We start from the raw sequence: 25236 nt of genomic DNA, 5'->3' as shown, positions 1-25236 counted from the left end.
CGCCGGCGGGTTTCTAACGGCTTTTTTTGGGCATCAAGGCTGCCAGCGACGCGGCGAGGATCGATTTGCCGCCGGTTTGCATGCCCAAAAGAACCGCAAGAACGATGAAGGCGCCGACGAAGGCACCCTGCCAGTTTGAATCGATGCCGGCCATCAGCAGCGCATTCCTGATCACCTCGAGGAACGCCGAACCGATGATCGCACCGAAGGCCGTGCCGGCGCCGCCCATGAGGCTGGCGCCGCCAATGACTGTCGCCGCAATGACGCGCAGCTCATAGCCTTGGCCCATCGCATTGATGGCCGAGCCGTTGTAGCCGAGGAGCAGGAGCGAGGCGACCGAGGCGGTGAAGGCCGAGAAAAGGTAGGCCTGGAATTTAATCCAGTCGACCGGAACGCCGGTGAGCCGTGCCGCCTCCTCATTGCCGCCGATGGCGAACAGATGCCGGGCCCAGGCAGTGAAATTGAACACGAAGCCGACAATCAGCGCCAGGATCACCATGGTCCAGAACTGCGACGACAGTTCCGGTATCCAGTGCGGTGCCCAGTCCTCGGGTCCATGCCGCGGCCATTTCGCCTGACCGATCGCCTTCACGATCGGAGCATCGGGCCCGAATTGGTAAAGCATCTGGTTGGCCGAGAACACCACCGCCAGCGACCGCGCGACGGACAACATGCCGAGGGTGACCACAAAGGACGGCATTCCGACGTAGGCGACAAAGAATCCATTGACCGCGCCGCAGGCCAGACCGGAGGAAAGGCCCATGGCGAAGGCGACATACCAGGGATAATGCCAAGTGAGGAACAGGCCGGCGACGATGACCACGAGGCCCATGATCGAGCCGACCGACAGATCGATGCCACCGGTGATGATCACAACCGTCATGCCGAGGGCCATGATGCCGAAAGGTGCGAAATTGCGCGTCACATTGGCGACGTTTTCAGAGGTGCCGAAGCTCGGCTCCATCGCCGTCATCAAAATGACGAGCGCGATCAGCGCGATCGTCACCCAGAAGGGCTGACTTGAAATCACGCGTTGGAAAGCTGTCTGTTCCTTGGTCGGGACGAAGTCCGACATGGCCGGCTGGCCGGCATTCCCGGCCGATTCCTGAACACTATTCGCCACGGATGGCCCCCGTTATCAGTCCAGTGATTTCCTCGGGCGATGTGTTGCCGGTGTCCTTGTCGGCAACCTTCGAACCTCGCCTGAGCACGATGATGCGGTCCGCGACGGCAAAAACGTCAGGCATGCGGTGGCTGATCAGCATGACGCCGACGCCTTGCGCCTTGAGGCGCCGGATCAATTCGAGCACTTCGGCCACTTGGCGTACGGAGATGGCGGCGGTCGGCTCGTCCATCAACACCAGCTTGGCGTTTGAAAGCCGGGTCCGGGCGATAGCTACCGCCTGGCGCTGCCCACCGGACATCTTCTTGACCAGATCGCGCGGCCTGGTTTCCGATTTGAGTTCCTTGAACAGCGCTGCCGAGCGGTCGATCATCGCCTGCTTGTCAAGCACTCTGATTGGCCAGAAGCCCTTCTTGATCTCGCGGCCCAGGAAGACGTTCTGCGCCGCCGTCAGATTATCGGCGAGCGCCAGGTCTTGATAAACGACTTCGATCCCCTTGGCGCGGGCCTGGACGGGTTTATGGAAATGGCAAACCTCGCCGTCCACGACAATTTCGCCGTCGCTCGGCGGGAAATTCCCAGCCACGGTCTTGACCACCGTGGACTTGCCCGCGCCGTTGTCTCCCATCAGACCCACGACTTCGCCTCGCTCCACCTGGAAGCTGACGTTAGTCAGGGCCTGGATGGCCCCGAAATTCTTGGAAACGTGGCGAACCTCAAGCACCGGCATCGCGGTCCTCCCCGGACAACATTTGCCAATCTTGTCCCGGACTTATGCAAGACAGCTAATCAGCGAAATGTATTCGACACAATACTTATTCGAAGGAGGCCGGCATCCATTGTTAGAGGGGGGCAGGTGGACCCTGGAGCAGATCGTCTGCGCCGGGCTTCGATTCCACGCGACCATATTAAGCATCGGCTCCGGTCGGCTAAAGTAGCAGTTATCGAGGGGGAACAGTTCAGGCGCGGGCGTGGATTGCGGGGTGGGCCGCGGATTTCGCCGCCGAAGTAATGACTGCCCACCGAAAGAATGGGACTTGCGAAGTTGTAGGATGACCGTATGATCAGACCCATGGCTACGGATCACCCATCGCTTCGACGCGAAGCTTCTGGCGCAATTGAACTGCCTGCGCAGTTGGCGGCTGACGCGCTGATAGACGGACAGTCGCCGCTGGCAGAGCGCTACCTCATCGATTGGAGCCGCGACAGGCGCGGAAGTGCCCGCTTCATCGTGCGTCCAGGATCCGTGGAAGATGTCCAGGCGTTTGTGAGATGGTGCTCGCAAAGCGGTGTCGCCATCGTCGTGCAAGGCGGCAATACCGGACTTGCCGGTGGCGCCATTCCCGACAGTTCGGACTACGCAGTGCTGTCGCTTGAGCGTCTCAATCGGATACGCTGCGTCGATCCGCTCGACTTCACGCTGCAAGCCGACGCCGGTGCCGTGCTGCAGGACGTCAAGGACGCCGCTGAAGCATCCGACATGACCTTCCCTCTCGCGCTTGGTGCGCAGGGATCGTGCACGATCGGCGGCAATGTCGCGACAAATGCCGGCGGCATCAATGTGCTGCGCTACGGCATGACGCGTGACCTGGTGCTCGGGCTTGAGACGGTCCTGCCGGACGGCACACTGTCGAACGGCATGAATGGGCTGCGCAAGGACAATCGCGGCTACAGCCTGAAGCAATTGATGATCGGCTCGGAAGGAACGCTCGGGGTCGTCACGGGCGTCGAAGTAAGGCTCTCGCCCCGGCCGACGCAGGTCGAGACTGCCTATGTGGGACTGGGCAGCTTCCGCCAGGCGTGCGAACTGTTCCGGATGGCGCGGCATCTCTGCTCCGACCTTCTCAGCGCGTTTGAGGTCATCGGCGAGGAGTGCCTGCCGCTGGCCCACCTCATCGATCCGAAGCTGCGCTCGCCGTTGACGCAGCCATGTCCGGTTCATGCGATCGTCGAACTCGCCTGTGGGCCAGGGATAGATGCCGGCGGACTTCTTGAAACGATGCTGGCGCGCGCCCTTGAGAGCGACCTGATCAAGGACGGCGTCGTCGCGCAAAGCCGCTCCCAGGCCGCCACATTCTGGGCCATCCGTGAGGGCCTGGTCGAGGGGCAGGCGCGGCGCGGCTTTCATGTCCGCACCGACCTCTCGGTTCGCCTCAGCCAGGTGCCGAAGCTGATCGAGCAAGCACGCGCGTGCATCGAGCGCGAGTGGCCAGGCTGGACATCCCTGACCTATGGCCACGCGGGTGACGGGAACATCCATTTCAACGTGCTGCCTCCCATCGATTGCGACCCCGGCGAAGCGAGGGCCGTGGGCCAGGCGGTTTTGACCCGACTCTATGAACTGGTCGGCGCGCTCGGCGGCTCGTTCAGTGCCGAGCATGGCGTCGGTCGCAGCCGCAGTCAGGTGTTCTGGGCCGGCCTGTCGCAACGCGAACGGCAGCTTCATACCGCGATCAAGGCAGCCTTCGATCCGGCAGGCCTGTTCAATCCCGCGTGCCTCATGCCTGGTCCAGGCGATGTGTAGGGGAAGCCGCATGAAGCAGCGTTCGTCCATCATCGGCAGCGTGGAGGCGCTTCCGCATCGCGTCGCTTCGCATCTGAGCCGCGAGATCGAGGGCGGCGACATCATCCCGGGAGCCCGGCTTCCCACCGAAAGCCAGCTCGCCGACAAGTTCGGCGTCAGCCGCAATGTTGTCAGGGAAGCGATCGCGCAGCTTCGCGCCGATGGCATGATCGAGGCGCGTCAGGGGGTGGGCGCATTCGTCATGGCGCCGGAACAGCGGACAGCCATCCGGATCGACCGTGAAGCACTGAAAGACCAGCGCAACATGGAGCAGCTTTTCGAGCTGCGCAGCATTCTGGAGACCGAGTCCGCCACACTCGCTGCGGTGCGCTGTACATCCGATGATCTTGACGCGATCAAGGCTGCGCTGGACCGCATGGGCGGCGAGGAGCGCTGGGAGGATGGCAGCATCGAGGCCGATCTGCTTTTCCATCGGGCGATCGCCCGGGCCACTGGCAATAGCTACATCCACACCTTCATCTCCTTCGTCTGCGAGCAGATCCGCCAGTCGATCCACTATGCCCGCCTCACCAATCCGCTGCACGACCTGGTCGAGGTCAACGTCGCCGAGCACGTGCGAATCTACGACGCGCTCGCCGCGCATGATCCGCAGGCTGCCGGCGAGGCGATGCGCCGGCACATCGATGGCGCGGCATCGCGGGTAGGCGTCGAACTCACCGCGAAGATCAATCGAGGCAAATGACCATGTCGCTCGGGCAGACCAAGGCAATCACCGATATCTGCCTTCTTGTCGAGGATATCGACCGTACCATCGACTTCTACACCCAGAAACTCGGCTACCGGATCAGACGCCGCGCCGAGGGCTTTGTCGATTTTCATTCCGAGCGCGTGACACTCGCCGCCTGGGAACTGGATCACATCAATCGCCACTGCGGCGTCTCGAATGTCCGCTCTCCGAAGCAGGCGCACAAGGCATGCGTCGCCATGGAACTCGAAAGCGCCGGCGAGGTCGACCGGCTCTATGCCGAACTGTCGGACAAGGGAGTGCCGTTCGTCGGGCCGCCCGGCGACTATGTCTGGAACGCGCGCTGCGCCTACTTCCACGACCCGGACGGGACGCTGTGGGAGCTCTACGCCTGGACCGGCGCGGGACCGGGCGACTATCACGACACGCAAGCGTGATTGGATCGCGACGGCCTCGCAAGAAGGGCCGCGCCGCATGCAAACAGTCCAACAAAGGAGCAAGAAGATGAGTGGGAACACATCGCAGTGGAATCGCAGATCGATCCTGAAGGCCGGCGCCGCCGGCCTGGCGGCTTTCGGGCCGGGACTTCAGCTGTTTGGCGCCAGCGCCTCGGCTGCTGCCAAGCTCGTCATCCAGTATGACTGGCTGATGTCGAACGGCCAGATCGGCGACGTGGCAGCTGTCGCCAATGGCTACTTCAAAGAGGCCGGACTCGAAGTCGAGTTCAGCCCTGGCGGACCGAATGCCGCCACCGTGCCGCCGGTGGTGTCGGGTGCCGCCCAGCTCGGCCAATTCTCCGAATCGCCTCAACTTTATGCCGCACGGGCGAGCGGCGTTCCGGTGAAGATCATCGCCTGCGGCTATCGCACCGGGCCTTATGCGCTGACCTCGAAACCGGCGAAGCCGATCCGGTCGGCGGCGGACCTGAAGGGTATGCGGATCGGCACGCAGCCGACCGCGCGCTTCGCCATCGACGCGATGCTCGCGAAGAACAAGATCGACCCTTCCGAAGTCACCATCGTCAATGTCGGCTTCGACAAGGCGCCGCTGGTTCGTGGCGACGTGGATGCGATCGGCGGCTGGATCACCAACACGCAGGCGCTCAGCGTCGTCGGCAATGATCGCATCGATCTGCTGTTGTCGGAGCTGGGCCTGGCGTCCTATGCCGACGTTTATTTCGCAACCGACAGCGCCATCGAATCCAATTCCGAGATCCTGGCGAAATTCATCGGCGCGGTTGCCAAGGGGTGGGGCTGGGTCCACGCCAATCCCGAACAGGCGGTCGACAAGCTCGTCGCTGCCTATCCCGAGATCGACGCAGGCTGGGAAAAGAAGACGATCCCCCTGGTGCTGAAACTGTCGTTCGACGACAACACGAAAAAGGATGGATGGGGCACCTTCGATCCTGCCTCGATCGAGAGCCAGATCGCGCTGCTTGACCAGATTGGCCAGTATCCGAACGGCAGGCCGAAGGCCGAGGACGTTTATACGACTGAGATTCTCGAACTCAGTGCGGCTGAACGGCCGAAGCTCGGCGCGCCTGCCTCTTGATGGCCGCGCCGGCCATCGAAACTTCCGGGCTCGACGTCGGCTATCCCGGCCGGCACTCGCCCGTGACGGTGATCTCCGGTCTCGAACTGACAGTCGAGGCCGGGACGTTCCTGTCCATCCTCGGGCCTTCGGGGTGCGGAAAGTCGACGCTTCTGCGGGTTGTCGCCGATCTGCTGGCGCCACTCGCGGGCACGATACGCGTGATGGGCGAAACGCCGTCGGCTGTGCGCTCCGGCCGCGGCGTGGGCTTCGTCTTTCAGGACTCGACCCTTTTGCCGTGGCGCACGGCGCGCGAGAATGTGCGGCTGCCGATCCAGGTGGGCCGCCGCAGCCTGTCGCGCATGATAGACGACCGGGCAGACGAGCTGCTCGAACTCGTCGGCCTGTCGGCGCTCGGTGAGCGCCTGCCGCATCAGCTTTCCGGGGGACAGCGCCAAAGGCTGGCGATCGCCCGGGCGCTGCTTGGCGAGCCACGTCTGCTTCTGATGGACGAACCTTTTGGCGCTCTTGACGAGATCACCCGCGATCGCCTCAACGACGAACTGCTGAACCTTTGGCGGCGGACCGGAACGACCGTGCTGTTCGTCACGCATTCCATTGCCGAAGCCGTCTATCTCGGGCAGCGCGTAATCGTGCTTGCGGCCCATCCCGGACGGATCGTCGCCGACCACGACCTTCGTCCGCTGAAGGGGCCGGAGAACAGATGCTCGCGCGAGGATCCGGCAATCGTCGCGGCGATGGCCAGGATGCGCTCCGCCCTTGGGGCGGCCTCGTGAACCGCGGCGCGCTTTCGCCGTTCGCACAGACCGTGCTGCCGATCCTCGGCGCCGGCTCGCTCATTCTCGCATGGCAATTCCTGCTGCCGCTCGCCGGCGTGCCGGCATATATCGTTCCGACGCCGACCGCGATAGCGGGCGTGTTTGCCAGGAACGGCTCACTTCTCCTGTCGAACCTCTGGCCGACGGCCATCGAGGCGCTCTCCGGCTTCGTCCTCGGCAACCTCGCTGCAGTGCTGCTGGCGATCGTCTTCGTGCACAGCCGTACGCTTCAGGCAGCCTATTTTCCGGTCGTGCTGTTCTTCAATACGATCCCGGTGCTTGCGCTGGCGCCGGTCGTCATCCTCATCTTTGGCCTCGGCATGCTGCCCAAGATCGTGATCGCTGCAGTGATCTGTTTCTTCCCAACGCTCATCAACATGATCCGGGGGCTGGAATCGGCGAGCCCCAGCGAGCACGAGCTCTTCCGCGTGCTGTCGGCGACGCGCTGGGAAATATTCTGGCGCCTGCGCCTGCCGCGCGCGCTGCCGATGCTTTTCGCCTCGTTGCGGATCGCCTCGGCGACCGCGGTGATCGGCGCGATCGTCGGCGAATGGATCGGCTCCGACAAAGGTCTCGGCGCGCTGATCATCCAGGCGACCTTCAACTATCAGTCCGACCGGCTCTACGCCGCCATCGTGCTCTCATCGCTGTTGTCGATCGGGTTCTTCATGACGGTCGTCGCCGCTGAGCGGTGCTCGGTTCGATACCGTTGACCGGCTGGCTCCCAGGGATGGCCGCTTGGCGTCGCACTGCGGACTTCGCTCTAGCCGCCCAGGCGAGGGTTGGCCTTTCCTGCGTCGGCCTGTAGTATGGCCAGTGCTTGCAGGGGATAGGGGGAGCTCGAGCGTGGGCCTGGGTCGGAATTTCCGCCGTTGGGGGATGCGGGCCTTCATCGCCGTCATGGTGCTTTCGCCGCATGCGGCGTCGGCCGACACCATTACGCCTGACCGGATCGCGGCAGCCCTGTCGAAGCTCGAGGCACTCGCTAAAGGCGTCGTCGCGGATGGCGGGGTGCCTGGTCTCGCCATCGGAGTCGTCCATGACTACAAGGTGGTTTTCCTCAAGGGTTTCGGGCATCGCGAAGCCGGCAAACCGGAGGCCGTCGATGCAGACACGGTGTTCCAGATCGCCTCGCTCTCCAAGCCGGTCTCAGCAACGATAGTGGCGGCACTGGTCAGCGACGAGATTGTTTCCTGGGATACGAAAATCGCCGATCTCGATCCGGCCTTCCGGCTGTCCGAGCCCTATCCGACCAGCGAACTCACGGTTCGCGACCTGTTTGCGCACCGCAGCGGACTTCCCGGCACCGCCGGAGACGACCTCGAGGACATTGGCTATGACCGCGCGGAGATACTGCGCCGTCTGCGGTTCGTGTCGCCATCGTCGAGCTTTCGTGCCGGCTACTCATACAGCAATTTCGGACTGACCGAGGGTGCCGTCGCGGCCGCGAAGCCGACGGGCAAGCCTTGGGAGGAGATCGCCGAGGAGAAGCTCTACCGTCCGCTTGGAATGGCGTCGACCAGCTCCCGTCATGCGGACTTCATCAAGCACGCCAATCGCGCCGCGCTCCACGTCAAGGTCGATGGCGTCTGGGCCGCGAAGGTAAAGCGCGATCCGGATGCGCAGGCGCCCGCAGGCGGCGTCAGTTCCACGGCACGCGATCTCTCGCAATGGGTGCGCCTCGTACTCGGCAATGGGGTCTATGCGGGCGAGGCACTCATTAAAGCCGACGCGCTGGACCAGACGCATGTTCCGCTGATGGCGCGCGGCAAGAACCCCGTCTCAGGCGGCGAGTCCTTCTACGGCCTCGGCTGGAATGTCGAATTCGGGCGGCATGGTCTGAGCTGGGGTCATGCCGGCGCGTTCAGCGTCGGCGCCCGCACCCTGGTGACGTTCTTCCCGGAGGAAAAGCTTGGCATCGTGATCGTCGCCAACGCCTTTTCGACAGGGGTGCCGGAAGGGCTGTCCGACAGCTTCGCCGATCTCGTCTTTGATGGAGCGGTCGAGAAGGATTGGGTCAAGGCATGGGATGACACCTACGCGAGCCTGTTCGGCCCGGCAGTCGCGGCTGCCAAGGCCACGTATGCCGCGCCACCGTCTCCGGCCAGGCCGGCCGGGCCGGCCAGTGCCTATGCAGGCCATTACTTCAACGACTTCATCGGCGATGCGGTCGTGTCGAGTGCGGGAGACGCTCTTGTGCTCAAGGTCGGGCCGGCCGGCGCGCGGTCCTATTCATTGAAGCATTTCGACGGCGATCTGTTCGTGACCTTCCCGGACGCCGAGACGCCGGATGCGCCGTCTGGCGTAAGTTTCGTCATCGGCCCCGACGGCAAGGCGTCGGCCGTGACAGTGGAATTTCTCGACGGCAATCATCTGGGCACGCTGACGCGCGTGGGTGACTAGGGTCAAATGGTGGTGAGACGGTTGTCGGCTTCGCCGAGACGGAGCGGGGGCCGCGCCGGCGTTCGCGATGCGGCGCTCAGCTCCACGCCGATTGACAACCTTGACGGTCCCAGCCGCCGCAGTCTGTAATCGCCACAGACCCGGCCGGACAGAAAGGCGCTATCCATGGAAAAGATCATTCTGGACTGCGATCCGGGGCACGACGATGCCATCGCCATCCTGCTGGCGGCCGGCAACCCGAACATCGACCTTCTCGGCATCACCACGGTTTCGGGCAACCACAATGTCGAGAACACCACGCGCAATGCGCTGGCCGTATGCACGGCTTACGGCATCAAGGTGCCGGTCGCTAAGGGCTCTCCCGGCCCGCTCATCATCGACCAGGTGCTGGCCGTCGAGATTCATGGCGATACCGGGCTCGACGGCCCCGTGCTGCCGCCCGCCTCGTTTGATCTCGACAGGCGGCATGCCGTCGACTTCATCATCGACACGGTCATGGCGCATGAGCCGAAGACCGTCACGTTGGTACCCGTCGGTCCCTACACCAACATCGCACTCGCCGCCCGCAAGGAACCGCGCATCATAGAGAGGGTGAAGAAAATCGTCGCGATGGGGGGAAGCTACACCAGGGGTAACATCACGCCGGCGGCGGAATTCAACGTCTATGCCGACCCGGAGGCCGCCGATGTGGTGTTCCGTGCCGATTGGGACGTCACCATGGTGGGGCTCGACCTCACGCACCAGGCGCAGGCCACCCCGGACCTGCAGGACAGGGTGCGCGCCATCGGCGGCCCGATCGCCAGGTTCGTCCTCGATATCTGGGAGTTCATAGCGACCACGCATGGCGGCCTCCTGCAGATCGCGTATCCCGCCGTCCATGACGCATGCTGCGTCGCAGCCATGATCGACCCGAGCGTCTTCACCACCGAGAAGGCCGATATCCGCGTCGAGATTGCCGGCCGGTGGACCAAGGGCATGACGGTGTGCAATTTCGAGAAGATGGGTGGCATGCATCATTTCGGCGGCACGGCGAGCGAGCAGACCGAGTTCCGCCACACCGTGGCGATGAAGCTCGACCATCCGAAATTCTGCGACCTGATCGTCGACGCGCTTGAGCGCCTCACCAGGCAAAAGGCGTGAGCCACTTCGCAATTCCAGGAAAAGTGTGAAACGGTTTTCCGTCCGCAATTGCGGCAAAGAGAGCTAGGCGCGACAATCATCGAATTGATTGGGGCATCGAAGGGGAGCAGCAAGGTGAACGAAAAAGCCAGTCCCAAATCCTCCAGCCCAAGGCAACTCGCGGAGATCGCCAGCTATCACGCCCATATCTACTATGACGGGCAGGCCGAGCGGCAGCATGCCGAATGGCTGCGCCTGCGCATCGGCGAACGTTTCCGCGTGCGCCTCGGCAATTGGCGCGACGAGAAAGTCGGCCCGCATGAGCAGGCCATGTACCAGGTCTCCTTCGCCAACGAGATTTTCGCTTCGCTGGTTCCCTGGCTGATGCTGAACCACGGCGGCCTGAGCATCCTTATTCACCCCAACACGACCAACCCCAAACGCGACCATCTGGTCGACCCGATCTGGATCGGCCGGCCGCTGGGTGTAAAGGGCGATATCCTTGGCGAGGACGACGAGGCGGAGGAGGCGCTGGAGGTGAATACCGAGCCGACGCTGGGGGCGTAGGGGGGCGAATGGCCGCATTTGCCAATGCTGCCGAAGTCGAAGGTCCGCCCGCTGCCCACTGCAGATCTTGACGAAAATTTGTGCGCCTGTTTGAGAGCGGGGACGAGACATTTGCTCCATGGGGGATGAGCAGGCGGTGGGCGAACTGTGAGGCGCGTTCTTCGAACACTGGCTGCGGTGATCATTGCGTTCGGGGTGAGCGGCTGCACAAGCATCTCCTACTACGCGCAGTCGCTGGAGGGTCATGTGCAGATCATGGCGGCGCGCAAAAATGTTGGAAAGCTGATCCGTGATCCTTCGACGCCCAAGGCACTGCGCAGCAAGCTGACGTCGGCGAGCACCATAAGACGGTTTGCGACAGATGAGCTGTCACTGCCCGATAACAACAGCTACCGCAGCTATGTCGACATCCACCGGGACGCGGTGACCTGGGCCGTTTTTGCCGCGCCGCAATTCTCGCTTGCGCCACGCACATGGTGCTTTCCGGTCTTCGGCTGCGTACCGTACCGGGGTTACTTCTCCCGGAAATCCGCGAAGGAAAGCGCTGTCGAGCTTCAGAGGCAGGGGCTCGACGTCTATGTCACCGGCATCACCGCCTATTCCACGCTGGGCTGGTCCAGCGACCCGCTGCTCAGCACCATGCTCGCTCAGAACGACACCTATCTCGCCAGCCTCATCTTCCATGAACTGGCGCATCAGCGCCTCTATGTGAGTGGCGATTCCGCATTCAACGAGGCTTTCGCGGTTGCCGTCGAAACCACCGGCGTAAGGAAATGGCTCCGCGCCATTGGCGATCGGGCCGGATTGCGCCGCTACGAAGCCGATCGCAAGCGCAGGGCCGATTTTCTCAGGCTGGTGTCGAAAACTCGCGACGAGCTGGGCCAGGTCTATGGAAGCCCCCGGACCTCGGAGCAGATGGCGGCTGCCAAGGCAGCGACGATCGAGAGACTGCGGATGCGCTACCGGCACATCCGCGACAGGCGCTGGGCCGGATACCGGGGCTATGACGCCTGGTTCGATCAGCCGATCAACAACGCAAAGCTCGCCGCGACGTCTGTCTACGGCGAACAGGTTCCTGCATTTCTTCGGTTGTTCGACCTGTGCTCCGGCGACTATCCAAGGTTCTACGCGTCTGTTCGGCGGATCGCGGACAAGCCGTCTCGTTCTGAAGCTTTGCAGGCTGCGGAGAGTTGTGAGTGAGGCAGGCGTTGGCGATGCTTGGTGAGGTTCGCGGTGGAGGTAGCGGGCGCGGCGGCGCAGGTGAGAACGTAGCCGACGCTGGGGCTTAGGGACGAATAAGTGGCAGGCGGGGTGGACCAGGGCTGGTAGTGGCCCGACTAGTCAAGGACAACTGTCTGCTTTGGGGCCGGAAGCGGACTGACAGCTTCAGGCTTCGGATCTTCAACAGCCGACATTCAGGTTGGCGTGCGCATCGTCGTGGCCTATCCATAAGGAACCTGCGCAGTGACCAGCTTTGATTTTGACCGCTCAGAGCCCGCAATTGTAACGCGTGTGCACCAGAATCTGGGAGTGAGGCGGTTCGGCCGTCACTCCGTTGAGGTTGTCGCGAATCCACCTGACGGCCGCCGTTAGCTCACCGGCGAAGTCATGCGAGATGACGTAGTCCATCACACCGGACTCCAGCAGCGCGCGGGAGTTATTCGTCAGCTCGTGCCCGACAAAGACAGTTTCCCGGGCCTTTCCGACGGTCTCTAGTGCCTTGGCCACGCCGCGGTTCGCCCCGGCGACGTTGTAGATTGCCGTAGGATGGTCGTTGGTCTCGAAGAAGCGGATGAGCTGCTCGCATGTGGTTTCCGGCCTGTCGTCCGAGATCACCCTCTCTTCGATTCTGAGGTAAGGGAAATCGGAGCGCAGAACCCTGCGGAAGCCCATCTCTCGCTCCTGCTGGCATCGAAACGGCACGCTCATCACGATCAGGATGTCGTTTCGCTCCTTCGGCAAGGCATTCCCGATCAGAAGGGCCGCGACGCTCCCGGCCGCATACTGATCGTTGCCGACATAAGTGCTCCGGCGAGAGCTCGGCAGATCCGTCGTGAGACAGACGACAGGCATCCCCACCGCGCGCAGTTTGCGGATTGCCCGATTGATCGCCGGATGCTCGCGGGCCACGACGACGACGCCATCGGCTTCGCTTCCCTCGTGTTCGATCCGGCGGCCGAATGCAATCGGCTCGAGCTGACTCGTCGTCACGTAGTGCGCCTCGACCGAGGCGCCGGGAACCGACCGGTTCACCTCGGCGGCCGCCGCGGCCATCGCGGCATTGAAGGTTTCGCCGGACTCGCAAAACAGGCGCACCGACAGCGGCGACTCGATCTCAGACCGTTCCTGCGACAGCTTGTCGAGTGCGCCAAGCACGCGCTGCCGCGTCTTCTCGCGGACGCCGTGGCGGTTGTTGAGGACACGATCGACGGTCGCCGGCCCCACGTTTGCAAGCTCCGCGATCTCGCGGACGGTTGGCCCCTTCCAGGTTCCCGACGTCCTTAGAGTCGTCATTTCTGCCTCCGATCGTGATGTCTATAACATCATCCGCTACCGCCGCCGGGCCTGTAAACCCTTATCACAAAAGGCGTCTGCGTTCTTCCACATTGCTTCACGATAAATGAGGTTTATCACATCACAAATGTACCATTGATGTCCTTGAGTGATGCGATTTCAATCCAAATAATAGCGTTGCTCATGGAGGAGCTTGCGGAGGAGAATCCAATGAAGCTTACGTGTAAGGTGCTTGTCACCACCCTTTTGGCTGCCACGGCGCTCAGCAGCGTGGCGGTCGCCCAGGACGAGAAGCAATACCGCTTCGTGATGGTCTCCCATATCGGATCCAACGATCCGAACATGGGCTGGCTGACGAAGTCGATGGAGGAGTTCGAGAAGAAGTATCCTAACGTCAAGACCGAGTACATCTCGACCAACAACTACTCGGTCCAGGAGCATGTCCGTCTTCTCGAGCAGGCAGTCTCGACCGGTCCTGACGGCATCGCCGTTCCGATCGTGAGTTCCGATGCTTTCGAGGGTCCGCTACGCAAGGCGATCGACGCCGGTATTCCGGTGGTTGCCTTCAACATTCCGGATGCGCGTCCCGACGGCGAGCGCATTCCCTACCTGACTTATGTCGGTGGCGACGAATATCTGACGGGCAAGAAGCTCGGCGAATACGCGCTCGCCAAGGTCGAAGCTGGTGAAATCCCGAAGCCGACGCGTGTCGTTTGCGCCAGCCACGACTCCGCCCACCAGGGTCTCAAGGCCCGGTGTGCCGGGATGAAGGACGCGATGGAAAAGGCGGGCGCCAAGGTCGATGATCTCTTCATCGGCGCAGAGCCCGCGACTGCCCGCAACACGTTGCAGTCGTTCCTGCAGGCCAATACCGACACGAACTATATCTTCACCGTTGCCGGCTGGTCCTCGCCCTGGGCTTGGGGCGTCGCCAAGGACATGGGTCTCGACCCCGACGTCGACGACAAGGGCGTGACGGTGCTGACCGTCGACGAAGGGCCGGTTTCTATCGAGGGGGTTCGCGCCGGCCATCTTCTCGCGACCAACAGCCAGGGCTTCTGGCTGCAGGGCTACGCGCCGATGGAATGGCTCTATTGGAACAAGGAGTTCGGCTATGCGCCGCAGTCGGACATCCTGACCGGGCCGGTCATCATCAACAAGGACAACGCCGACAACTGGGCCACGCTGGTCCGTGGCGTGTTCGGCGACAAGGCCTACGACGAGCAGAACACCTGGTAAGGCGTTCCTCCCGAGGTGGGACGGTCGAGCAACGAGGGAGCTCCGCTGTCCCGCTCTCCTTAGCGAGGCTTGAGCCTCTATCCTGGCGCTCTGCAATGACTATCAAACAGCTTACTCACACCCAGGGCCTCGGCGCGATCATCGGCGTCGTGGTCATGCTTGCCGCGTTCACGATGATCGACTTCTCGGGCTGGTGGACCAGGCAGACCCTCGCCAACGTCGTTCAGTTCACCGCGATCCTGGGCTTCGTGGCGATGGGGCAAGCACTGGTGATCATGTGCAAGGAGATCGATCTGTCGGTCGGCTCGGTCTACGGCCTGACCGGAGTCGCCTTCATTACGCTGGAGCCGACGCTTGGCGTACCCGGTTCGCTGCTGGCGGCACTTGTCATCGCCGCTCTCGCGGGACTTATCCAAGCGATCGCGGTGGTGAAAGGACAGTTGCCCTCGATGATAGTCACGCTCGGCGGTCTCTTTACCGCCCGCGGCATCATCTATGTCTGGACGGGCGGCTCGGTGCACAATTTCTCCGAGGCTGCCCGCAATCATCCGGTGACCCAGCTGCTGGGAGGCGAGCTTTTCGGCATCGAGGCGGCCATCTTCTGGCTGCTCGCCATCGGCCTCGCGCTCAATCTGCTGCTCTGGGCCACGCCTTTCGGCAACCAATTGCTGGCGACGGGCGGCAGCAAGGAAAGCGCGGAATCTCGTGGGGTTCGCAGCAATCGGGTGAAGGTCGCGGCCTTCGTTCTCTGCGCGTTGCTCGCGGGATTTGCCGGCGTCCTGACCTTGTGCGACCGACCGCAGACGCACGTCACATTGGGCGAGCTGATGGAGCTGGAAGCCATTTCCGCTGCGGTGATTGGCGGCTGTCTGCTCGCCGGCGGACGTGGTTCTCTCGTGGGTGCCGTGCTCGGCGCCTTCATCGTCGTGAGCTTCCGCTACGAACTTATAGCGCTCGGGGCGCCGTCCTCCTGGTACATCACCTTCGTCGGCGTCGTGCTCATCGTAGCGGTCATCTTCAACCAGATCCTGGCCCGCCGCCTCGGGCACAGCGTTTGACGCGGGAGCAAGCTCACATGACAAACGGTCACCCCCTCATCCAGGTCAAGAATCTCGATCTCTACTTCGGCGCTTTCCATGCGCTCAAGAACGTATCGGTCGATTTCCATGCAGGCGAACTCGTCGGACTGGTCGGCGACAACGGCGCGGGAAAGACAACCCTGATCCGTGTACTGTGCGGCATGCATACCCCGACATCGGGCGAGGTCTATTTCGACGGACAGCGCGTCGAAAAGTTCCATCCCAAGCTCGCAATCGATCAAGGCATCGAGACGATCCAGCAGTCGGTGGGTCTGTGCGACAACCTGTCGATAGCGCGCAATTTCTATCTTGGTCGCGAGCCGGTCCGGCGCATCCTCGGCATTCCGTTCCTCGATTTTGAGACGATGCGGCGCAAATCGACGCGCGTGATCCGTCAGTTCGGGCTCCGCGACAACGTCTCGGCCGACGACGAGGTTGAACGCTTGTCGGGCGGCGAACGCCAGTCGGTTAAGATCGGCCGCGCGGTCGAGTTCAGGAACCGGGTCGTGATCATGGACGAGCCGACCAACCATCTTTCGGTGCGCGAGCGTGAGCACGTCAACGAACTGGCCGTGCAGCTCAAGAATCAGGGCTTGCTCGTGGTCTATATCACCCACGATATTTTCCAGGTGCACAAGCTCGCCGACCGCATCGTCATCATGGAGAACGGCGAAAAGATCCAGGATGCCTCGACTAGCAAGATGAGCGCCGAACAGCTTGAGGAGGTAATCCGTCAAGGCGGCCGCGTCGTCGAGAAGCGGGAAGCACTCTCATGAGGCTTGCCGCGATAAAACCGCTGGTGAGGCGGCACGCAGAGATCGGCATCCTGTTGATCGCCGTCGCACTGGTCGCATTCTTTTCAGCTACTTCCGACGGGCGGTGGGCGAACGCCTACAACTTCGCCACCATCCTCCAGGTAACCGCGACGCTCGGCCTGATGACGCTGGGCGTCGCACTGGTCATCGGCACGGGCGAGATCGACATTTCGGTCGGCTCCACCTTCGGTATAGGCGCGCTGGTCTATCTCTGGCTCGCTGCTCGGGTTGATCCTGCCGCCGCCGCCCTTGCGGCCGTCGGCGTGGGCGCGGCCATAGGTTCGCTCAACGGGCTGCTCGTCACCAGAACCGGCACGCCGTCGCTCATCATCACGCTGGGCACGCTGATGATTTTTCGCGGCATAGCCATCGCGCTGACCGAGGGATTCTCCTTCTCCATTCCCTATGCGGCTCGCAACGGTTGGAGTTTTGAAATTCTCGGCGGCGGCGAATTCCTCGGTTTCAACACTGCTCTCTACTGGCTGATCCTGATTTTGGTGGTCTTGACCGTGGTGCTCACCGCCACGCCTTTCGGAAACAGGCTGCTTGCGGTCGGCGGGTCGGCGGCCAGCGCACATTCGCGGGGGATCCGTGTCAGTCGGATCAAGCTTTCTGCCTTTGTCATCTGCGGCGCTCTGGCTGCCTTCGCCGGCACCCTAGAAGCGGGCAAGCTCGGCTTCGCCGATGGCTCGATGGGAAGGCTCATGGAACTGCAGGCGATTGCATCCTCCGTTCTGGGTGGGTGCCTACTGGCCGGGGGGCGGGTTTCGCTGATCGGAGCGCTGCTTGGAGCCTTCGTTCTCTCGTCGATTCAGTCCTACCTCGTGGTGATGGGCGTGGCGCCGCAGTGGTTCCTGCTCTTCCTGGGGATCATCGTCGTGCTTGCCGCCTACGGAGATCAATCGCTCCGGCAGTGGGCGCTCAAGAAATAGAGGATTGCAGATGTCGATCAGGCTGGCGATCATCGGCGCAGGTTTAATGGGCGCCGACCATGCCCGGACTGTCGCCGAGAGCCTGCCGGGCGCGAAGCTGCAGGTGATCTGCGACGCATCGCTGGGACGCGCACGGAAGGTCGCTGACGACTGCGGTGCGGTCGATGTCGCAACCGATTCCCTCGATACCATCAGGCGGAGCGATGTCGACGCCGTTCTGATCGCAAGCCCGGACGAAACCCATGCACCGCTGTCGCTCGCATCGATCGAAGCCGGCAAGCCCGCGCTGTGCGAGAAACCGCTGTCGCAAAGCGCCAGGGAGTGTCTCACTGTAATCGAGGCCGAGACCGGCCGCGGGCGACGGTTCGTGCAGCTGGGCTTCATGCGCCGCTTCGACCCCTCCTATGCCGAGATGAAGGCCGCGCTCGACGGAGGTGCGCTGGGACGGGCGATCATGATGCACAACTTCCATCGCAACGTCGAAGCGCCGGCGAACTTCACCGGACAGATGGCGATCACAAATTCGGCTCCGCACGAATTCGACGTCGCGCGTTTCGTACTCGGCGCCGACTATCGCGCGATCTCCGTCTTCCAGCCCTCCATCGCGGATGCGTCGCGAACGGGGGCGCCGGTCTTCATGGTGCTGGAGACGACGGCTGGCCAACTCGTCAACATCGAGGTCAATAACAACGCCGCCTATGGCTACGATGTTCGCGGCGAACTGGTTGGCGAGAAGGGGTCCGTCTTCCTCAACGGACCCATTCATGCCCGCTACAACCTGTCCATGCAGTCCATCGAGCGTTACGCAGCGGACTGGCGGCCGCGCTTTGCCGAGGCCTATAGGCTCCAGAACAAGGCGTTTCTGGAATTCGTCCGGTCAGGAGTGTTCCCCGCCGTGGCAGCCGACGCCTGGGATGGCTACTGCGCCGCGCTGGTCGCGGAAGCCGGCGTCGAGGCGCTCGCGACGGGAGGTCGTGTGGATACCGTTCCGCAAACCAAGCCCGCCCTGTACCAACGGCAGGTGTTGCGATGAAGAACCTCGCCGCAACACCCGAATCGCAACGTGCCCCCGAGCCCGGAAACGCGTCGGCCGCGTGCGATCCGCCCGAGGACATGGCGGCGCTGAAGCGGTGGGTGCTGAGCAACCCCACCACTCTGTCGAATGTGACCACGCGCATAGCCCGTTTCGCGCTGGAGCACCCAGCCGAGATAGCAATGAGCAACGGCCGCCGAGTGGCTGGCCTTCTTGACGTTTCGCCGGGTTCGGTGACGCGCTTCGCGGCAGCGCTCGGCTTTCACAACTACGCGGAACTTCGCAGTTTTTTCCAGCGGGAAGTTCTGAAAGCCAGGCAAACGAGGGACTAGCAATGAAATTGGGATTTGTGTCCGACTCCCTCGCACAGTTGAGCTTCGAGGAAGTACTCGACGTTGCTTCCGAACTCGGCCTGGACGGGGTTGAAGTCAACACAGGTAATTGGTCCTCGGCGCCGCATTTCGATCTCGAACGGATGAAGGCCAGTCCTCACGCCCGAACGGCTTTCTTGAGGGCCTTCGCCGGCCGTGGATTGGAGATCATCGCGCTCAACGCTAACGGGAACCAGCTGCATCCTGTTTCGGGCGGCACCCAATCCGCCTGCCTCGAGGAGACGATCCGCATTGCCGGCGAGATTGGCGTGAAGAAGGTTTGCCTCATGTCTGGACTGCCAGGCGGCGCACCGGGCGAGAAGACGCCGAACTGGATCGTCTCGTCGTGGCCGCCAGAGACGCAGTCGATCCTGAAATGGCAGTGGGAAGACGTGCTCCTGCCGTACTGGCATGGGCTTGCCAAACTGGCGAGGGCGAGTGGCGTCGATCAACTCGCTATCGAACTGCACGGCAACCAGCTGGTCTACAACGTGCCGTCGCTGCTTCGCCTGCGCGCCGAGATCGGCCCGGTCGTGGGGGCAAATCTCGATCCGAGCCATCTGTTCTGGATGGGCGCCGATCCGGTCGCGGCAGTCGAGGCGCTGGGAGATGCGATCGTTCACGTTCATGCCAAGGACACGTTCCTCAACACTTCGAAACAGGCGACGACCAGCCTGCTGGAGAACAGTTCCCTGATGGACATTCCGGCCCGCTCGTGGAGCTACATCACCTTGGGCTTCGGCCATGGCGAGGAATGGTGGCGGTCCTTCTGCTATCGGCTGCGCATGGCCGGCTATGACGGCTGGCTCTCGATCGAACACGAGGATGTCATGTTGTCACGGCTTGAAGGGGTAAAGAAATCGGTTGAGCTATTAAGGACTGTGATGCCGATAGAGGTGAGCGACTACGCGCCGCAGGCCATCTAGCTTCTGCTGATTGTTGGTTCATGTCCGTCGTGAGTGTCTGCTTTTTGGCACAGCGGCGACGTCCAGCCCGCCGACGGCAATGGCCGCTTTCAGGCAACACAAAGTTGACCGCAACGGCCGAGATGAGGCGCGAAACCGCCATTCCCATCTGCGTAGCGCCATCACCCCCCAGCCAACCGCGGCAGCAGGAAAATCTCCGCCCCCTCGGGCAGCTCCTTCGACCACGTATCGCGATAAATCGTCCCGTCGATCGCGACCGCTATCCCGCCGTCGATCCAGGGTTCGATGCCGGGATACTGTTCCGCCAGCTTGCGGAACAGCTCCCTTATGTCCTTGGCCTCGACCTCGACCTTACTCTGGCCACCGGCGAGTTGGCCAAGCGCGCCCCAGAGCGTGACTTCGACCATTAGACGACAACCCTGCTCTAGCCTTCCCGTTCGGCCTCGATCGCCGCCAGGATGCGCGGCGGCGACATCGGGATGTGCGTCATGCGCACGCCCGCGGCGTTCGACACCGCATTGGCGATCGCCGCCAGCGGCGGCACGATCGAGGTCTCGCCGACGCCGCGCACTCCGTAAGGATGGTTGGGATTGGGGATCTCGAGGATCTGCGTGTCGATCATCGGCAGGTCCGAGCAGACCGGGATCCGGTAGTCGAGGAAGCCGGGGTTCTGCAGCCGCCCGTCCTTGCCGTAGATGTACTCTTCGTTGAGCGCCCAGCCGATGCCTTGCGCAGCACCCCCCTGGTACTGCCCCTCGACATAGGTCGGGTGCACCGCCTTGCCGGCATCTTGCACGACTGTGTAGCGCAGGACCCTCGTGGCGCCGGTCTCCGGATCGACCTCGATATCGCAGATATGGGTGGCGAAGGAGACGCCGGCGCCGTCGGCGACGAGCTCGCTGTGGCCGGCGATCGGCCCGCCCGTTTTTCCTGACGCCGCCGCGATCTCCTTCAGCGACAGCGCCGCAAGGTTGCCGTACTTCTCGCCTTTGGCGATGGCGTGGCCCTTTTCCCAGACCACGTCGTCGACGGGAATGTCCCACATCTGCGCGGCGCGTTCCCGCAGGATCTTGATGGTGTTGCGGGCGGCCGAGATCGTCGCCATCGAGGAGGAGAAGGTGCCGCGGCTACCGTCCGTCATGTCGTTGTAGCCGAGGCTGGATGTGTCAGCCACCACAGCCTTGACCTGCTCATAGGCGATGCCGAGTTCCTCCGCCGCCACCAGCGACAGCGACGCGCGGGAACCACCCACATCGACCGTGCCGACGGCAAGCGAGACCGAGCCGTCCATGCCGATGTTCAGGTCGGTGCAGGTCTGGCCGCCGAAGTTGAACCAGAAGCCGCAAGCCATGCCACGGCCCTGGTTCTTGCCCAGCGGAGCCTTCATGTGCGGATGGTTCTTCGCCGCCTCGAGCGTCGGGCCGATGCCGATCGGGCCATATACCGGGCCGTAGGAAGATCTGGTGCCTTCCTGTGCGGCGTTTCTGATCCGGAATTCGACCGGGTCCATGCCGATCTCCTTGGCCAGTTCGTCGATCGCACTTTCCACCGCAAACGCCGCCATCGGCGCCGACGGCGCCCGATAGGCGGCGGTCTTCGGCCGGTTGACCAGCACTTCGTAGCCAACCGTCCTGACGTTCTCGAGCCTGTAGCAGGCGAACGCCGTCATGGCGCCGATCTCGGCCCACATGCCGGCATAGGGGCCGCAGGAATAGCGCAGCGTCGCCTCGGCCGCGGTGATCGTGCCGTCCTTGCGAGCGCCGATCTTGACGTCGATCGAGGTGGCACTGGTCGGCCCCGAGGCGCGGAACACCTCGTCACGCGTCATCACCAGCTTGACCGGCCGTCCGGCCTTGCGCGACAGCGCCAGCGCCACCGGCTCGGCCCAGACATGGGTCTTGCCGCCGAAACCGCCGCCGATCTCCGACGAGGTGACGCGCAGCTTGGAAGCTTCCATGCCAAGCAGTTGGGCGCAGTGTTGGCGGTAGACGAAATGGCCTTGCGTGCAGACCCAAAGGTCGGCGGTGCCGTCGGAGCTGACGCTCGCCACGCAGGCATGCGGCTCAATATAGCCCTGATGCGTCTGCTCGGTCTTGAAGGAGCGTTCGACGACGAAGTCGGCCTGGCCGAAACCTTCATGGATGTCGCCATGGCCAAACTGCGTGCGCTTGGTGACGTTGGAAGGCTTGACGGGCTTTTCCTCGAGGCCCTCGGTGAAGATGGCATCGTTAAGTAGGGGTGCCGTGTGCTTCATCGCCTCGTCGACATCGGTCACATGCGGCAGCACCTCATAGTCGACCTCGATCAGCTTCAGCGCCTGCCTCGCCGTGCGGGCGTCGACAGCGGCGACCGCGGCCACGGCATGGCCGTCATAGAGCGCCTTCTTGCGGGCCATGCAATTGTCGAGGATGTCGTACATGGCAGCATCGCCGTCGGTGAGGTCGGGCAGGTCGGCCGCGGTGATCACCGCCTTCACGCCGGCGAGCTTCTCCGCCTTCGATGTGTCGATCTTCCTGATCGTGGCGTGGGGGTGCGGGCTTCTCAGAACACGCCCGACCAATTGGCCGGCCATGTTGAAGTCCGCGCCGTAGCGGGCGCGGCCCGTCACCTTGTCGACGCCGTCGGGGCGGATGGGACGCGTGCCGACGGAGGTGAAACTGCGATTGGAGTAACGCGGATCGAAATTCATCGTCACGCTCCCTTCATCACGCTGGCGGCGTCCTGGACGGCGCGCACGATCTTGTCATAGCCGGTACAGCGGCAGAGGTTCCCGGCGAGGCCGAAGCGGATTTCCTCCTCGGTCGGGTCGGGGTTCTTGGCCAAAAGGTCCTTCGCCGCGATCAGGAAGCCCGGCGTGCAGATGCCGCATTGCAGCGCTGCGTGCTCGAGGAACTTCTGCTGCAGCGGATGCAGCCTGTCGCCATGCGCCATGCCCTCGATGGTCTCGACACGCCGGCCTTCAGCCTCCGCGCCAAGCACCAGGCACGAGCACACCAGCCGGTCGTCGAGGATGATGCTGCAGGCGCCGCAGTCGCCGGTGCCGCAGCCTTCCTTGGCGCCCGTCAGCCCGAGGCGGTCGCGCAGCACGTCGAGCAGCGTCTCGTCCGGTTGGCAAAGGTACTCGACATTGTCGCCGTTGATTGTGGTTGAGACTGCTACACCAGCCATCATTTGCCTCCTGCACGTGTATAGGCGGTCGTGGCGGCCCGCCTGGCCAGCACGCCCGCAACTTTTCTTCTGAACTCGACGGTGCCCCGCTTGTCGTCGATGGGACGGCAGGCCCCGGAGCAGACCTTGGCGAGCCGCTCCAGCGCGGCTTCGTCCAGCTTCCTGCCTATGAGGGCCTCGGTGGCCTCTTCCACCAGCAGCACCGTCGGCGCCACGGCGCCCAGTGCCACGCGGGCCGATTTGACGACACCTTGTTCATCGAGCGTCAGATTCACCCCGGCGCTGACCACGGCGATGTCCATCTCCGTGCGTGGAATGAAACGCAGATAGGCATCGCCGGAGCGCGGCGCGCGCCTGTCGAGCAGGATCGCCTCGATGATCTCGCTCTTGGCGAGCGACGTCTTGCCCGGCCCGGTCGGCACTGCCTCTACCGCGACGGTGCGCCTGCCTGCTGGCCCGGCTATCAATGCCATGGCGCCGGCGGCTACCAGCGCCGGCACGCTGTCGGCTGCCGGCGAGGCGTTGCAAAGATTGCCGACGATGGTGCAGCGTCCCTGCACCTGTTTCGAGCCGATCAGTTTGGCCGCTTCGACGACGCCCGGCCATTCCCCTTTCAAGGCCGCGCTCTCCCCCATCAAGGCGCAGGAGACCGCCGCACCGATGCTGAAGCCCTCCGCCGTTTCCCTGATTTCGCTGAGCCCATCGATTGCCTTGATGTCGAGGATCAGGTCGGGCTCGATAAAGCCGCCTTTCATCCTCACCAGGAGGTCGCTGCCTCCGGCGAGAATGGCGGCCGTGCCAGACGAGCCGGCCAACTGGCCAACGGCGTCTTCCATTGAAAGCGGACGTATGTAGCGCATCGTCTCCCCTTGATCATCGCAATTCTGTCGGTCTGTTATAGAGCCTTGGATCGGAATGGTCATCCGGTTCTGCATCAGCAGCGATTAGGCCAGGCGCCGCAAAACCGAGTCCCAAATCTACCCGAACTGGCGAGCGCCCGTGTCGGGATACTCTTGCAGTTCCGTCCGGATCAACCACTTTCTCGTTCCCGATCGGCGAGACGAATGGCAACATTCCACACATATCGACTATCGGCGGTAGCCAGTTGACGGAGTCTGAATCCTAGAGCCGAAGGGCGGCGGGCCTTTTGCCGGCGCGTTCTCGACTCAGGGCGCCGGGCTGAACTGGAGCAATTTGAAACAATCGCCGCTTCCAGACTTCGACTGCGTCAGGAAGCGTTTCGACCGATCGATCCATTCCTGGTGCGACCTGGCATCGGCCTCGATCTCGTTGACCGGTCCAAGGTTGACGAAGCTGCGACCCTTGCTGAAAAGCCAGCACGCACGGCCGAGAAGTCTCCTGCTGCGCTGGCGCAAGAGGTCGGCATCATAAAAGATGTCGAGCACCTCCTGCTTGATCTTTGCCTCCTTTTCAGGATTTGCGATCGCAACCGCGATCGAGTCTCCGCCGATCGCATCCTGCAGGTCCTTGTAGTCGAGGGCAAGCTGAGTGGTGGCATATTTGATCTCGCTCTCATCCTGGACGATGTTGAACCACAGCGCGGGGTCGAGTTCGTTGACGACGAACGATGCTTCGAAATCGCGCGATAGGTTCAGGATCTCGAACGCTTGAACCTCAACGTCGCGCTCTACCAAAAGGATCTCGGCGACCTGCTTGCCGAGTTCCGCCCCGTGGGCGCTGATCGCGGCATTCGTTCCACCGAGTTCGGGGCTGATATAAGGCCCGCCATCATCCAGCAGCGCATCGAATTCGCCAAGGTATTCGACGACGGCGGCGCCGCGAGCAATGCGCGCGGCCAGTTTGGCGAGAACCAGCTGGAGCTCCGTTTCGCGTTTGCGCTGGTCCTGATAATTCTGCTGGAAAAAGAACATGAACAGAGAAACGCCAATACCGATCAGGATCACGCCGAGCTGGGAAAAGATGTTGCGATAATATTCCAGCAGCTTTTCACGATGGCGTATGTCGTGGCGGACATTGTGTGCCACACGAGCATTGACGATCAGCGAAAGAATCAGAAGGCCGGCACCGACCAGGATGAGGCCGCCGATGAGGAAATAGCCTTGCCCTGAGAAGGTGCTGAAATCCATGCGTTTGCCAGCTCGCTGAAGCCCGAGACCGCGCAGATTAATACCATTCGGCTTCAACACCTACATGTTCGTTGCGGGCGTCAACATCCGAGCCTTCATTGGTCGCGGTGATTTCTGGCAACGTTGCCACCTCCCGTAAGCCATCTTGCATCGAACCAGCGGTCTGCCGGCCCGTCATAGGGCAGCCGGGTGACATCCCAA

General features: G+C 62.8%; 25 protein-coding genes and 1 pseudogene. 17 read left to right on the top strand and 9 right to left on the bottom strand.

The genetic code is table 11. The features are described 5' to 3' along the window. Window positions 1-13: 13 nt before the first annotated feature. Both ACWUKX_RS28710 and ACWUKX_RS28705 read right to left on the bottom strand, forming a co-directional pair. Window positions 14-1123, bottom strand: a complete 1110-nt coding sequence (locus tag ACWUKX_RS28710) for an ABC transporter permease subunit (protein WP_029351097.1) — start codon at window positions 1121-1123, stop codon at window positions 14-16. Continuing rightward, entirely contained in the window at window positions 1113-1853 is a 741-nt protein-coding gene (locus tag ACWUKX_RS28705; protein ID WP_456010050.1) for an ATP-binding cassette domain-containing protein, read from the bottom strand. Before ACWUKX_RS28705 ends, ACWUKX_RS28710 begins: the two co-directional genes overlap by 11 nt. 330 nt (window positions 1854-2183) lie before the next feature. On the opposite strand from ACWUKX_RS28705, the gene ACWUKX_RS28700 reads away from it, so the two are divergent. The 10 genes from ACWUKX_RS28700 (at window position 2184) to ACWUKX_RS28655 (ending at window position 12050) form a co-directional block, all read left to right on the top strand. Beyond that, complete coding sequence (locus tag ACWUKX_RS28700) at window positions 2184-3647, top strand: FAD-binding oxidoreductase (protein WP_456010049.1); 1464 nt, start codon at window positions 2184-2186, stop codon at window positions 3645-3647. Window positions 3648-3657: 10 nt separating this feature from the next. After that, the gene (locus ACWUKX_RS28695; RefSeq protein ID WP_029351103.1) at window positions 3658-4389 is read left to right on the top strand and encodes a FadR/GntR family transcriptional regulator; all 732 of its coding nucleotides are present in this window, start codon (window positions 3658-3660) and stop codon (window positions 4387-4389) included. A 2-nt stretch (window positions 4390-4391) separates the two neighbouring features. Beyond that, window positions 4392-4829: a VOC family protein gene (locus ACWUKX_RS28690; protein ID WP_456010048.1), complete on the top strand. Its 438-nt coding sequence runs from the start codon at window positions 4392-4394 to the stop codon at window positions 4827-4829. A gap of 67 nt (window positions 4830-4896) precedes the next feature. Further along, window positions 4897-5943, top strand: a complete 1047-nt coding sequence (locus tag ACWUKX_RS28685) for an ABC transporter substrate-binding protein (protein WP_456010047.1) — start codon at window positions 4897-4899, stop codon at window positions 5941-5943. Beyond that, window positions 5943-6719: an ABC transporter ATP-binding protein gene (locus ACWUKX_RS28680; RefSeq protein WP_456010046.1), complete on the top strand. Its 777-nt coding sequence runs from the start codon at window positions 5943-5945 to the stop codon at window positions 6717-6719. The genes ACWUKX_RS28685 and ACWUKX_RS28680 overlap by 1 nt, the downstream gene beginning before the upstream one ends. Beyond that, window positions 6647-7474: an ABC transporter permease gene (locus ACWUKX_RS28675; protein WP_456010044.1), complete on the top strand. Its 828-nt coding sequence runs from the start codon at window positions 6647-6649 to the stop codon at window positions 7472-7474. The genes ACWUKX_RS28680 and ACWUKX_RS28675 overlap by 73 nt, the downstream gene beginning before the upstream one ends. 133 nt (window positions 7475-7607) lie before the next feature. Next, window positions 7608-9164 carry a serine hydrolase gene (locus ACWUKX_RS28670; protein WP_456010043.1) on the top strand — a complete coding sequence of 519 codons (1557 nt, stop codon included), beginning with the start codon at window positions 7608-7610 and terminating at the stop codon, window positions 9162-9164. 165 nt (window positions 9165-9329) lie between these two features. Then, window positions 9330-10304 (top strand): nucleoside hydrolase, encoded by a 975-nt coding sequence (locus tag ACWUKX_RS28665; protein WP_456010041.1) that lies wholly within the window; start codon window positions 9330-9332, stop codon window positions 10302-10304. Between the two features lie 114 nt (window positions 10305-10418). Further along, window positions 10419-10850 (top strand): DOPA 4,5-dioxygenase family protein, encoded by a 432-nt coding sequence (locus ACWUKX_RS28660; protein ID WP_456010040.1) that lies wholly within the window; start codon window positions 10419-10421, stop codon window positions 10848-10850. Window positions 10851-10997: 147 nt separating this feature from the next. Further along, complete coding sequence (locus ACWUKX_RS28655; RefSeq protein ID WP_456010039.1) at window positions 10998-12050, top strand: aminopeptidase; 1053 nt, start codon at window positions 10998-11000, stop codon at window positions 12048-12050. A gap of 288 nt (window positions 12051-12338) precedes the next feature. Here ACWUKX_RS28655 and ACWUKX_RS28650 read toward each other — a convergent pair whose 3' ends face one another. Beyond that, entirely contained in the window at window positions 12339-13295 is a 957-nt protein-coding gene (locus tag ACWUKX_RS28650) for a LacI family DNA-binding transcriptional regulator (protein WP_456010038.1), read from the bottom strand. 279 nt (window positions 13296-13574) lie between these two features. On the opposite strand from ACWUKX_RS28650, the gene ACWUKX_RS28645 reads away from it, so the two are divergent. The 7 genes from ACWUKX_RS28645 (at window position 13575) to ACWUKX_RS28615 (ending at window position 19759) form a co-directional block, all read left to right on the top strand. Continuing rightward, complete coding sequence (locus ACWUKX_RS28645) at window positions 13575-14603, top strand: sugar ABC transporter substrate-binding protein (protein ID WP_456010037.1); 1029 nt, start codon at window positions 13575-13577, stop codon at window positions 14601-14603. Window positions 14604-14698: 95 nt separating this feature from the next. After that, entirely contained in the window at window positions 14699-15661 is a 963-nt protein-coding gene (locus ACWUKX_RS28640; protein ID WP_456010036.1) for an ABC transporter permease, read from the top strand. Window positions 15662-15678: 17 nt separating this feature from the next. After that, window positions 15679-16458, top strand: a complete 780-nt coding sequence (locus ACWUKX_RS28635; RefSeq protein WP_456010035.1) for an ATP-binding cassette domain-containing protein — start codon at window positions 15679-15681, stop codon at window positions 16456-16458. A gap of 53 nt (window positions 16459-16511) precedes the next feature. Then, window positions 16512-17429, top strand: coding sequence for an ABC transporter permease (locus ACWUKX_RS28630; protein WP_456010033.1), 918 nt, complete (start codon window positions 16512-16514; stop codon window positions 17427-17429). 10 nt (window positions 17430-17439) lie between these two features. After that, window positions 17440-18462 (top strand): Gfo/Idh/MocA family oxidoreductase, encoded by a 1023-nt coding sequence (locus ACWUKX_RS28625; protein ID WP_456010031.1) that lies wholly within the window; start codon window positions 17440-17442, stop codon window positions 18460-18462. Continuing rightward, window positions 18459-18794 (top strand): hypothetical protein, encoded by a 336-nt coding sequence (locus ACWUKX_RS28620; RefSeq protein WP_456010030.1) that lies wholly within the window; start codon window positions 18459-18461, stop codon window positions 18792-18794. Before ACWUKX_RS28625 ends, ACWUKX_RS28620 begins: the two co-directional genes overlap by 4 nt. A 2-nt stretch (window positions 18795-18796) precedes the next feature. Continuing rightward, entirely contained in the window at window positions 18797-19759 is a 963-nt protein-coding gene (locus ACWUKX_RS28615) for a sugar phosphate isomerase/epimerase family protein (RefSeq protein WP_456010029.1), read from the top strand. Between the two features lie 161 nt (window positions 19760-19920). On the opposite strand, the gene ACWUKX_RS28610 is transcribed toward ACWUKX_RS28615, so the two are convergent. The 6 genes and pseudogenes from ACWUKX_RS28610 to ACWUKX_RS28585 form a co-directional block, all read right to left on the bottom strand. Beyond that, entirely contained in the window at window positions 19921-20166 is a 246-nt protein-coding gene (locus tag ACWUKX_RS28610; RefSeq protein WP_456010028.1) for a MoaD/ThiS family protein, read from the bottom strand. 17 nt (window positions 20167-20183) lie between these two features. Beyond that, on the bottom strand, window positions 20184-22448 hold the full coding sequence (locus ACWUKX_RS28605) for a xanthine dehydrogenase family protein molybdopterin-binding subunit (RefSeq protein WP_456010027.1): 2265 nt from the start codon (window positions 22446-22448) through the stop codon (window positions 20184-20186). 2 nt (window positions 22449-22450) lie between these two features. Then, window positions 22451-22927 carry a (2Fe-2S)-binding protein gene (locus ACWUKX_RS28600; protein ID WP_095521021.1) on the bottom strand — a complete coding sequence of 159 codons (477 nt, stop codon included), beginning with the start codon at window positions 22925-22927 and terminating at the stop codon, window positions 22451-22453. Next, complete coding sequence (locus tag ACWUKX_RS28595; RefSeq protein WP_456010026.1) at window positions 22927-23787, bottom strand: FAD binding domain-containing protein; 861 nt, start codon at window positions 23785-23787, stop codon at window positions 22927-22929. The genes ACWUKX_RS28600 and ACWUKX_RS28595 overlap by 1 nt, the downstream gene beginning before the upstream one ends. 306 nt (window positions 23788-24093) lie before the next feature. Then, a complete protein-coding gene (locus ACWUKX_RS28590; RefSeq protein ID WP_456010024.1) occupies window positions 24094-25035 on the bottom strand; it encodes a hypothetical protein in 942 nt (313 codons plus the stop codon). Between the two features lie 95 nt (window positions 25036-25130). After that, a pseudogene (locus ACWUKX_RS28585) lies at window positions 25131-25236 on the bottom strand (diacylglycerol kinase); the annotation flags it as partial.

This window comes from Mesorhizobium sp. f-mel (assembly GCF_053850215.1).
The sequence above is the reverse complement of the archived record's forward strand: the minus strand, read 5'-3'. Positions and strand labels throughout refer to the sequence as shown.

What these genes read in the sequence shown, in the direction of transcription:
- ACWUKX_RS28705 (WP_456010050.1), bottom strand. Translation starts at nt 1,853, where the DNA reads ATGCCGGTGCTTGAGGTTCGCCACGTTTCCAAGAATTTCGGGGCCATC.
- ACWUKX_RS28700 (WP_456010049.1), top strand. Translation starts at nt 2,184, where the DNA reads ATGATCAGACCCATGGCTACGGATCACCCATCGCTTCGACGCGAAGCT.
- ACWUKX_RS28695 (WP_029351103.1), top strand. Translation starts at nt 3,658, where the DNA reads ATGAAGCAGCGTTCGTCCATCATCGGCAGCGTGGAGGCGCTTCCGCAT.
- ACWUKX_RS28690 (WP_456010048.1), top strand. Translation starts at nt 4,392, where the DNA reads ATGTCGCTCGGGCAGACCAAGGCAATCACCGATATCTGCCTTCTTGTC.
- ACWUKX_RS28685 (WP_456010047.1), top strand. Translation starts at nt 4,897, where the DNA reads ATGAGTGGGAACACATCGCAGTGGAATCGCAGATCGATCCTGAAGGCC.
- ACWUKX_RS28680 (WP_456010046.1), top strand. Translation starts at nt 5,943, where the DNA reads ATGGCCGCGCCGGCCATCGAAACTTCCGGGCTCGACGTCGGCTATCCC.
- ACWUKX_RS28675 (WP_456010044.1), top strand. Translation starts at nt 6,647, where the DNA reads ATGCTCGCGCGAGGATCCGGCAATCGTCGCGGCGATGGCCAGGATGCG.
- ACWUKX_RS28665 (WP_456010041.1), top strand. Translation starts at nt 9,330, where the DNA reads ATGGAAAAGATCATTCTGGACTGCGATCCGGGGCACGACGATGCCATC.
- ACWUKX_RS28645 (WP_456010037.1), top strand. Translation starts at nt 13,575, where the DNA reads ATGAAGCTTACGTGTAAGGTGCTTGTCACCACCCTTTTGGCTGCCACG.
- ACWUKX_RS28640 (WP_456010036.1), top strand. Translation starts at nt 14,699, where the DNA reads ATGACTATCAAACAGCTTACTCACACCCAGGGCCTCGGCGCGATCATC.
- ACWUKX_RS28635 (WP_456010035.1), top strand. Translation starts at nt 15,679, where the DNA reads ATGACAAACGGTCACCCCCTCATCCAGGTCAAGAATCTCGATCTCTAC.
- ACWUKX_RS28625 (WP_456010031.1), top strand. Translation starts at nt 17,440, where the DNA reads ATGTCGATCAGGCTGGCGATCATCGGCGCAGGTTTAATGGGCGCCGAC.
- ACWUKX_RS28620 (WP_456010030.1), top strand. Translation starts at nt 18,459, where the DNA reads ATGAAGAACCTCGCCGCAACACCCGAATCGCAACGTGCCCCCGAGCCC.
- ACWUKX_RS28615 (WP_456010029.1), top strand. Translation starts at nt 18,797, where the DNA reads ATGAAATTGGGATTTGTGTCCGACTCCCTCGCACAGTTGAGCTTCGAG.
- ACWUKX_RS28610 (WP_456010028.1), bottom strand. Translation starts at nt 20,166, where the DNA reads ATGGTCGAAGTCACGCTCTGGGGCGCGCTTGGCCAACTCGCCGGTGGC.
- ACWUKX_RS28605 (WP_456010027.1), bottom strand. Translation starts at nt 22,448, where the DNA reads ATGAATTTCGATCCGCGTTACTCCAATCGCAGTTTCACCTCCGTCGGC.
- ACWUKX_RS28600 (WP_095521021.1), bottom strand. Translation starts at nt 22,927, where the DNA reads ATGGCTGGTGTAGCAGTCTCAACCACAATCAACGGCGACAATGTCGAG.
- ACWUKX_RS28595 (WP_456010026.1), bottom strand. Translation starts at nt 23,787, where the DNA reads ATGCGCTACATACGTCCGCTTTCAATGGAAGACGCCGTTGGCCAGTTG.
- ACWUKX_RS28590 (WP_456010024.1), bottom strand. Translation starts at nt 25,035, where the DNA reads ATGGATTTCAGCACCTTCTCAGGGCAAGGCTATTTCCTCATCGGCGGC.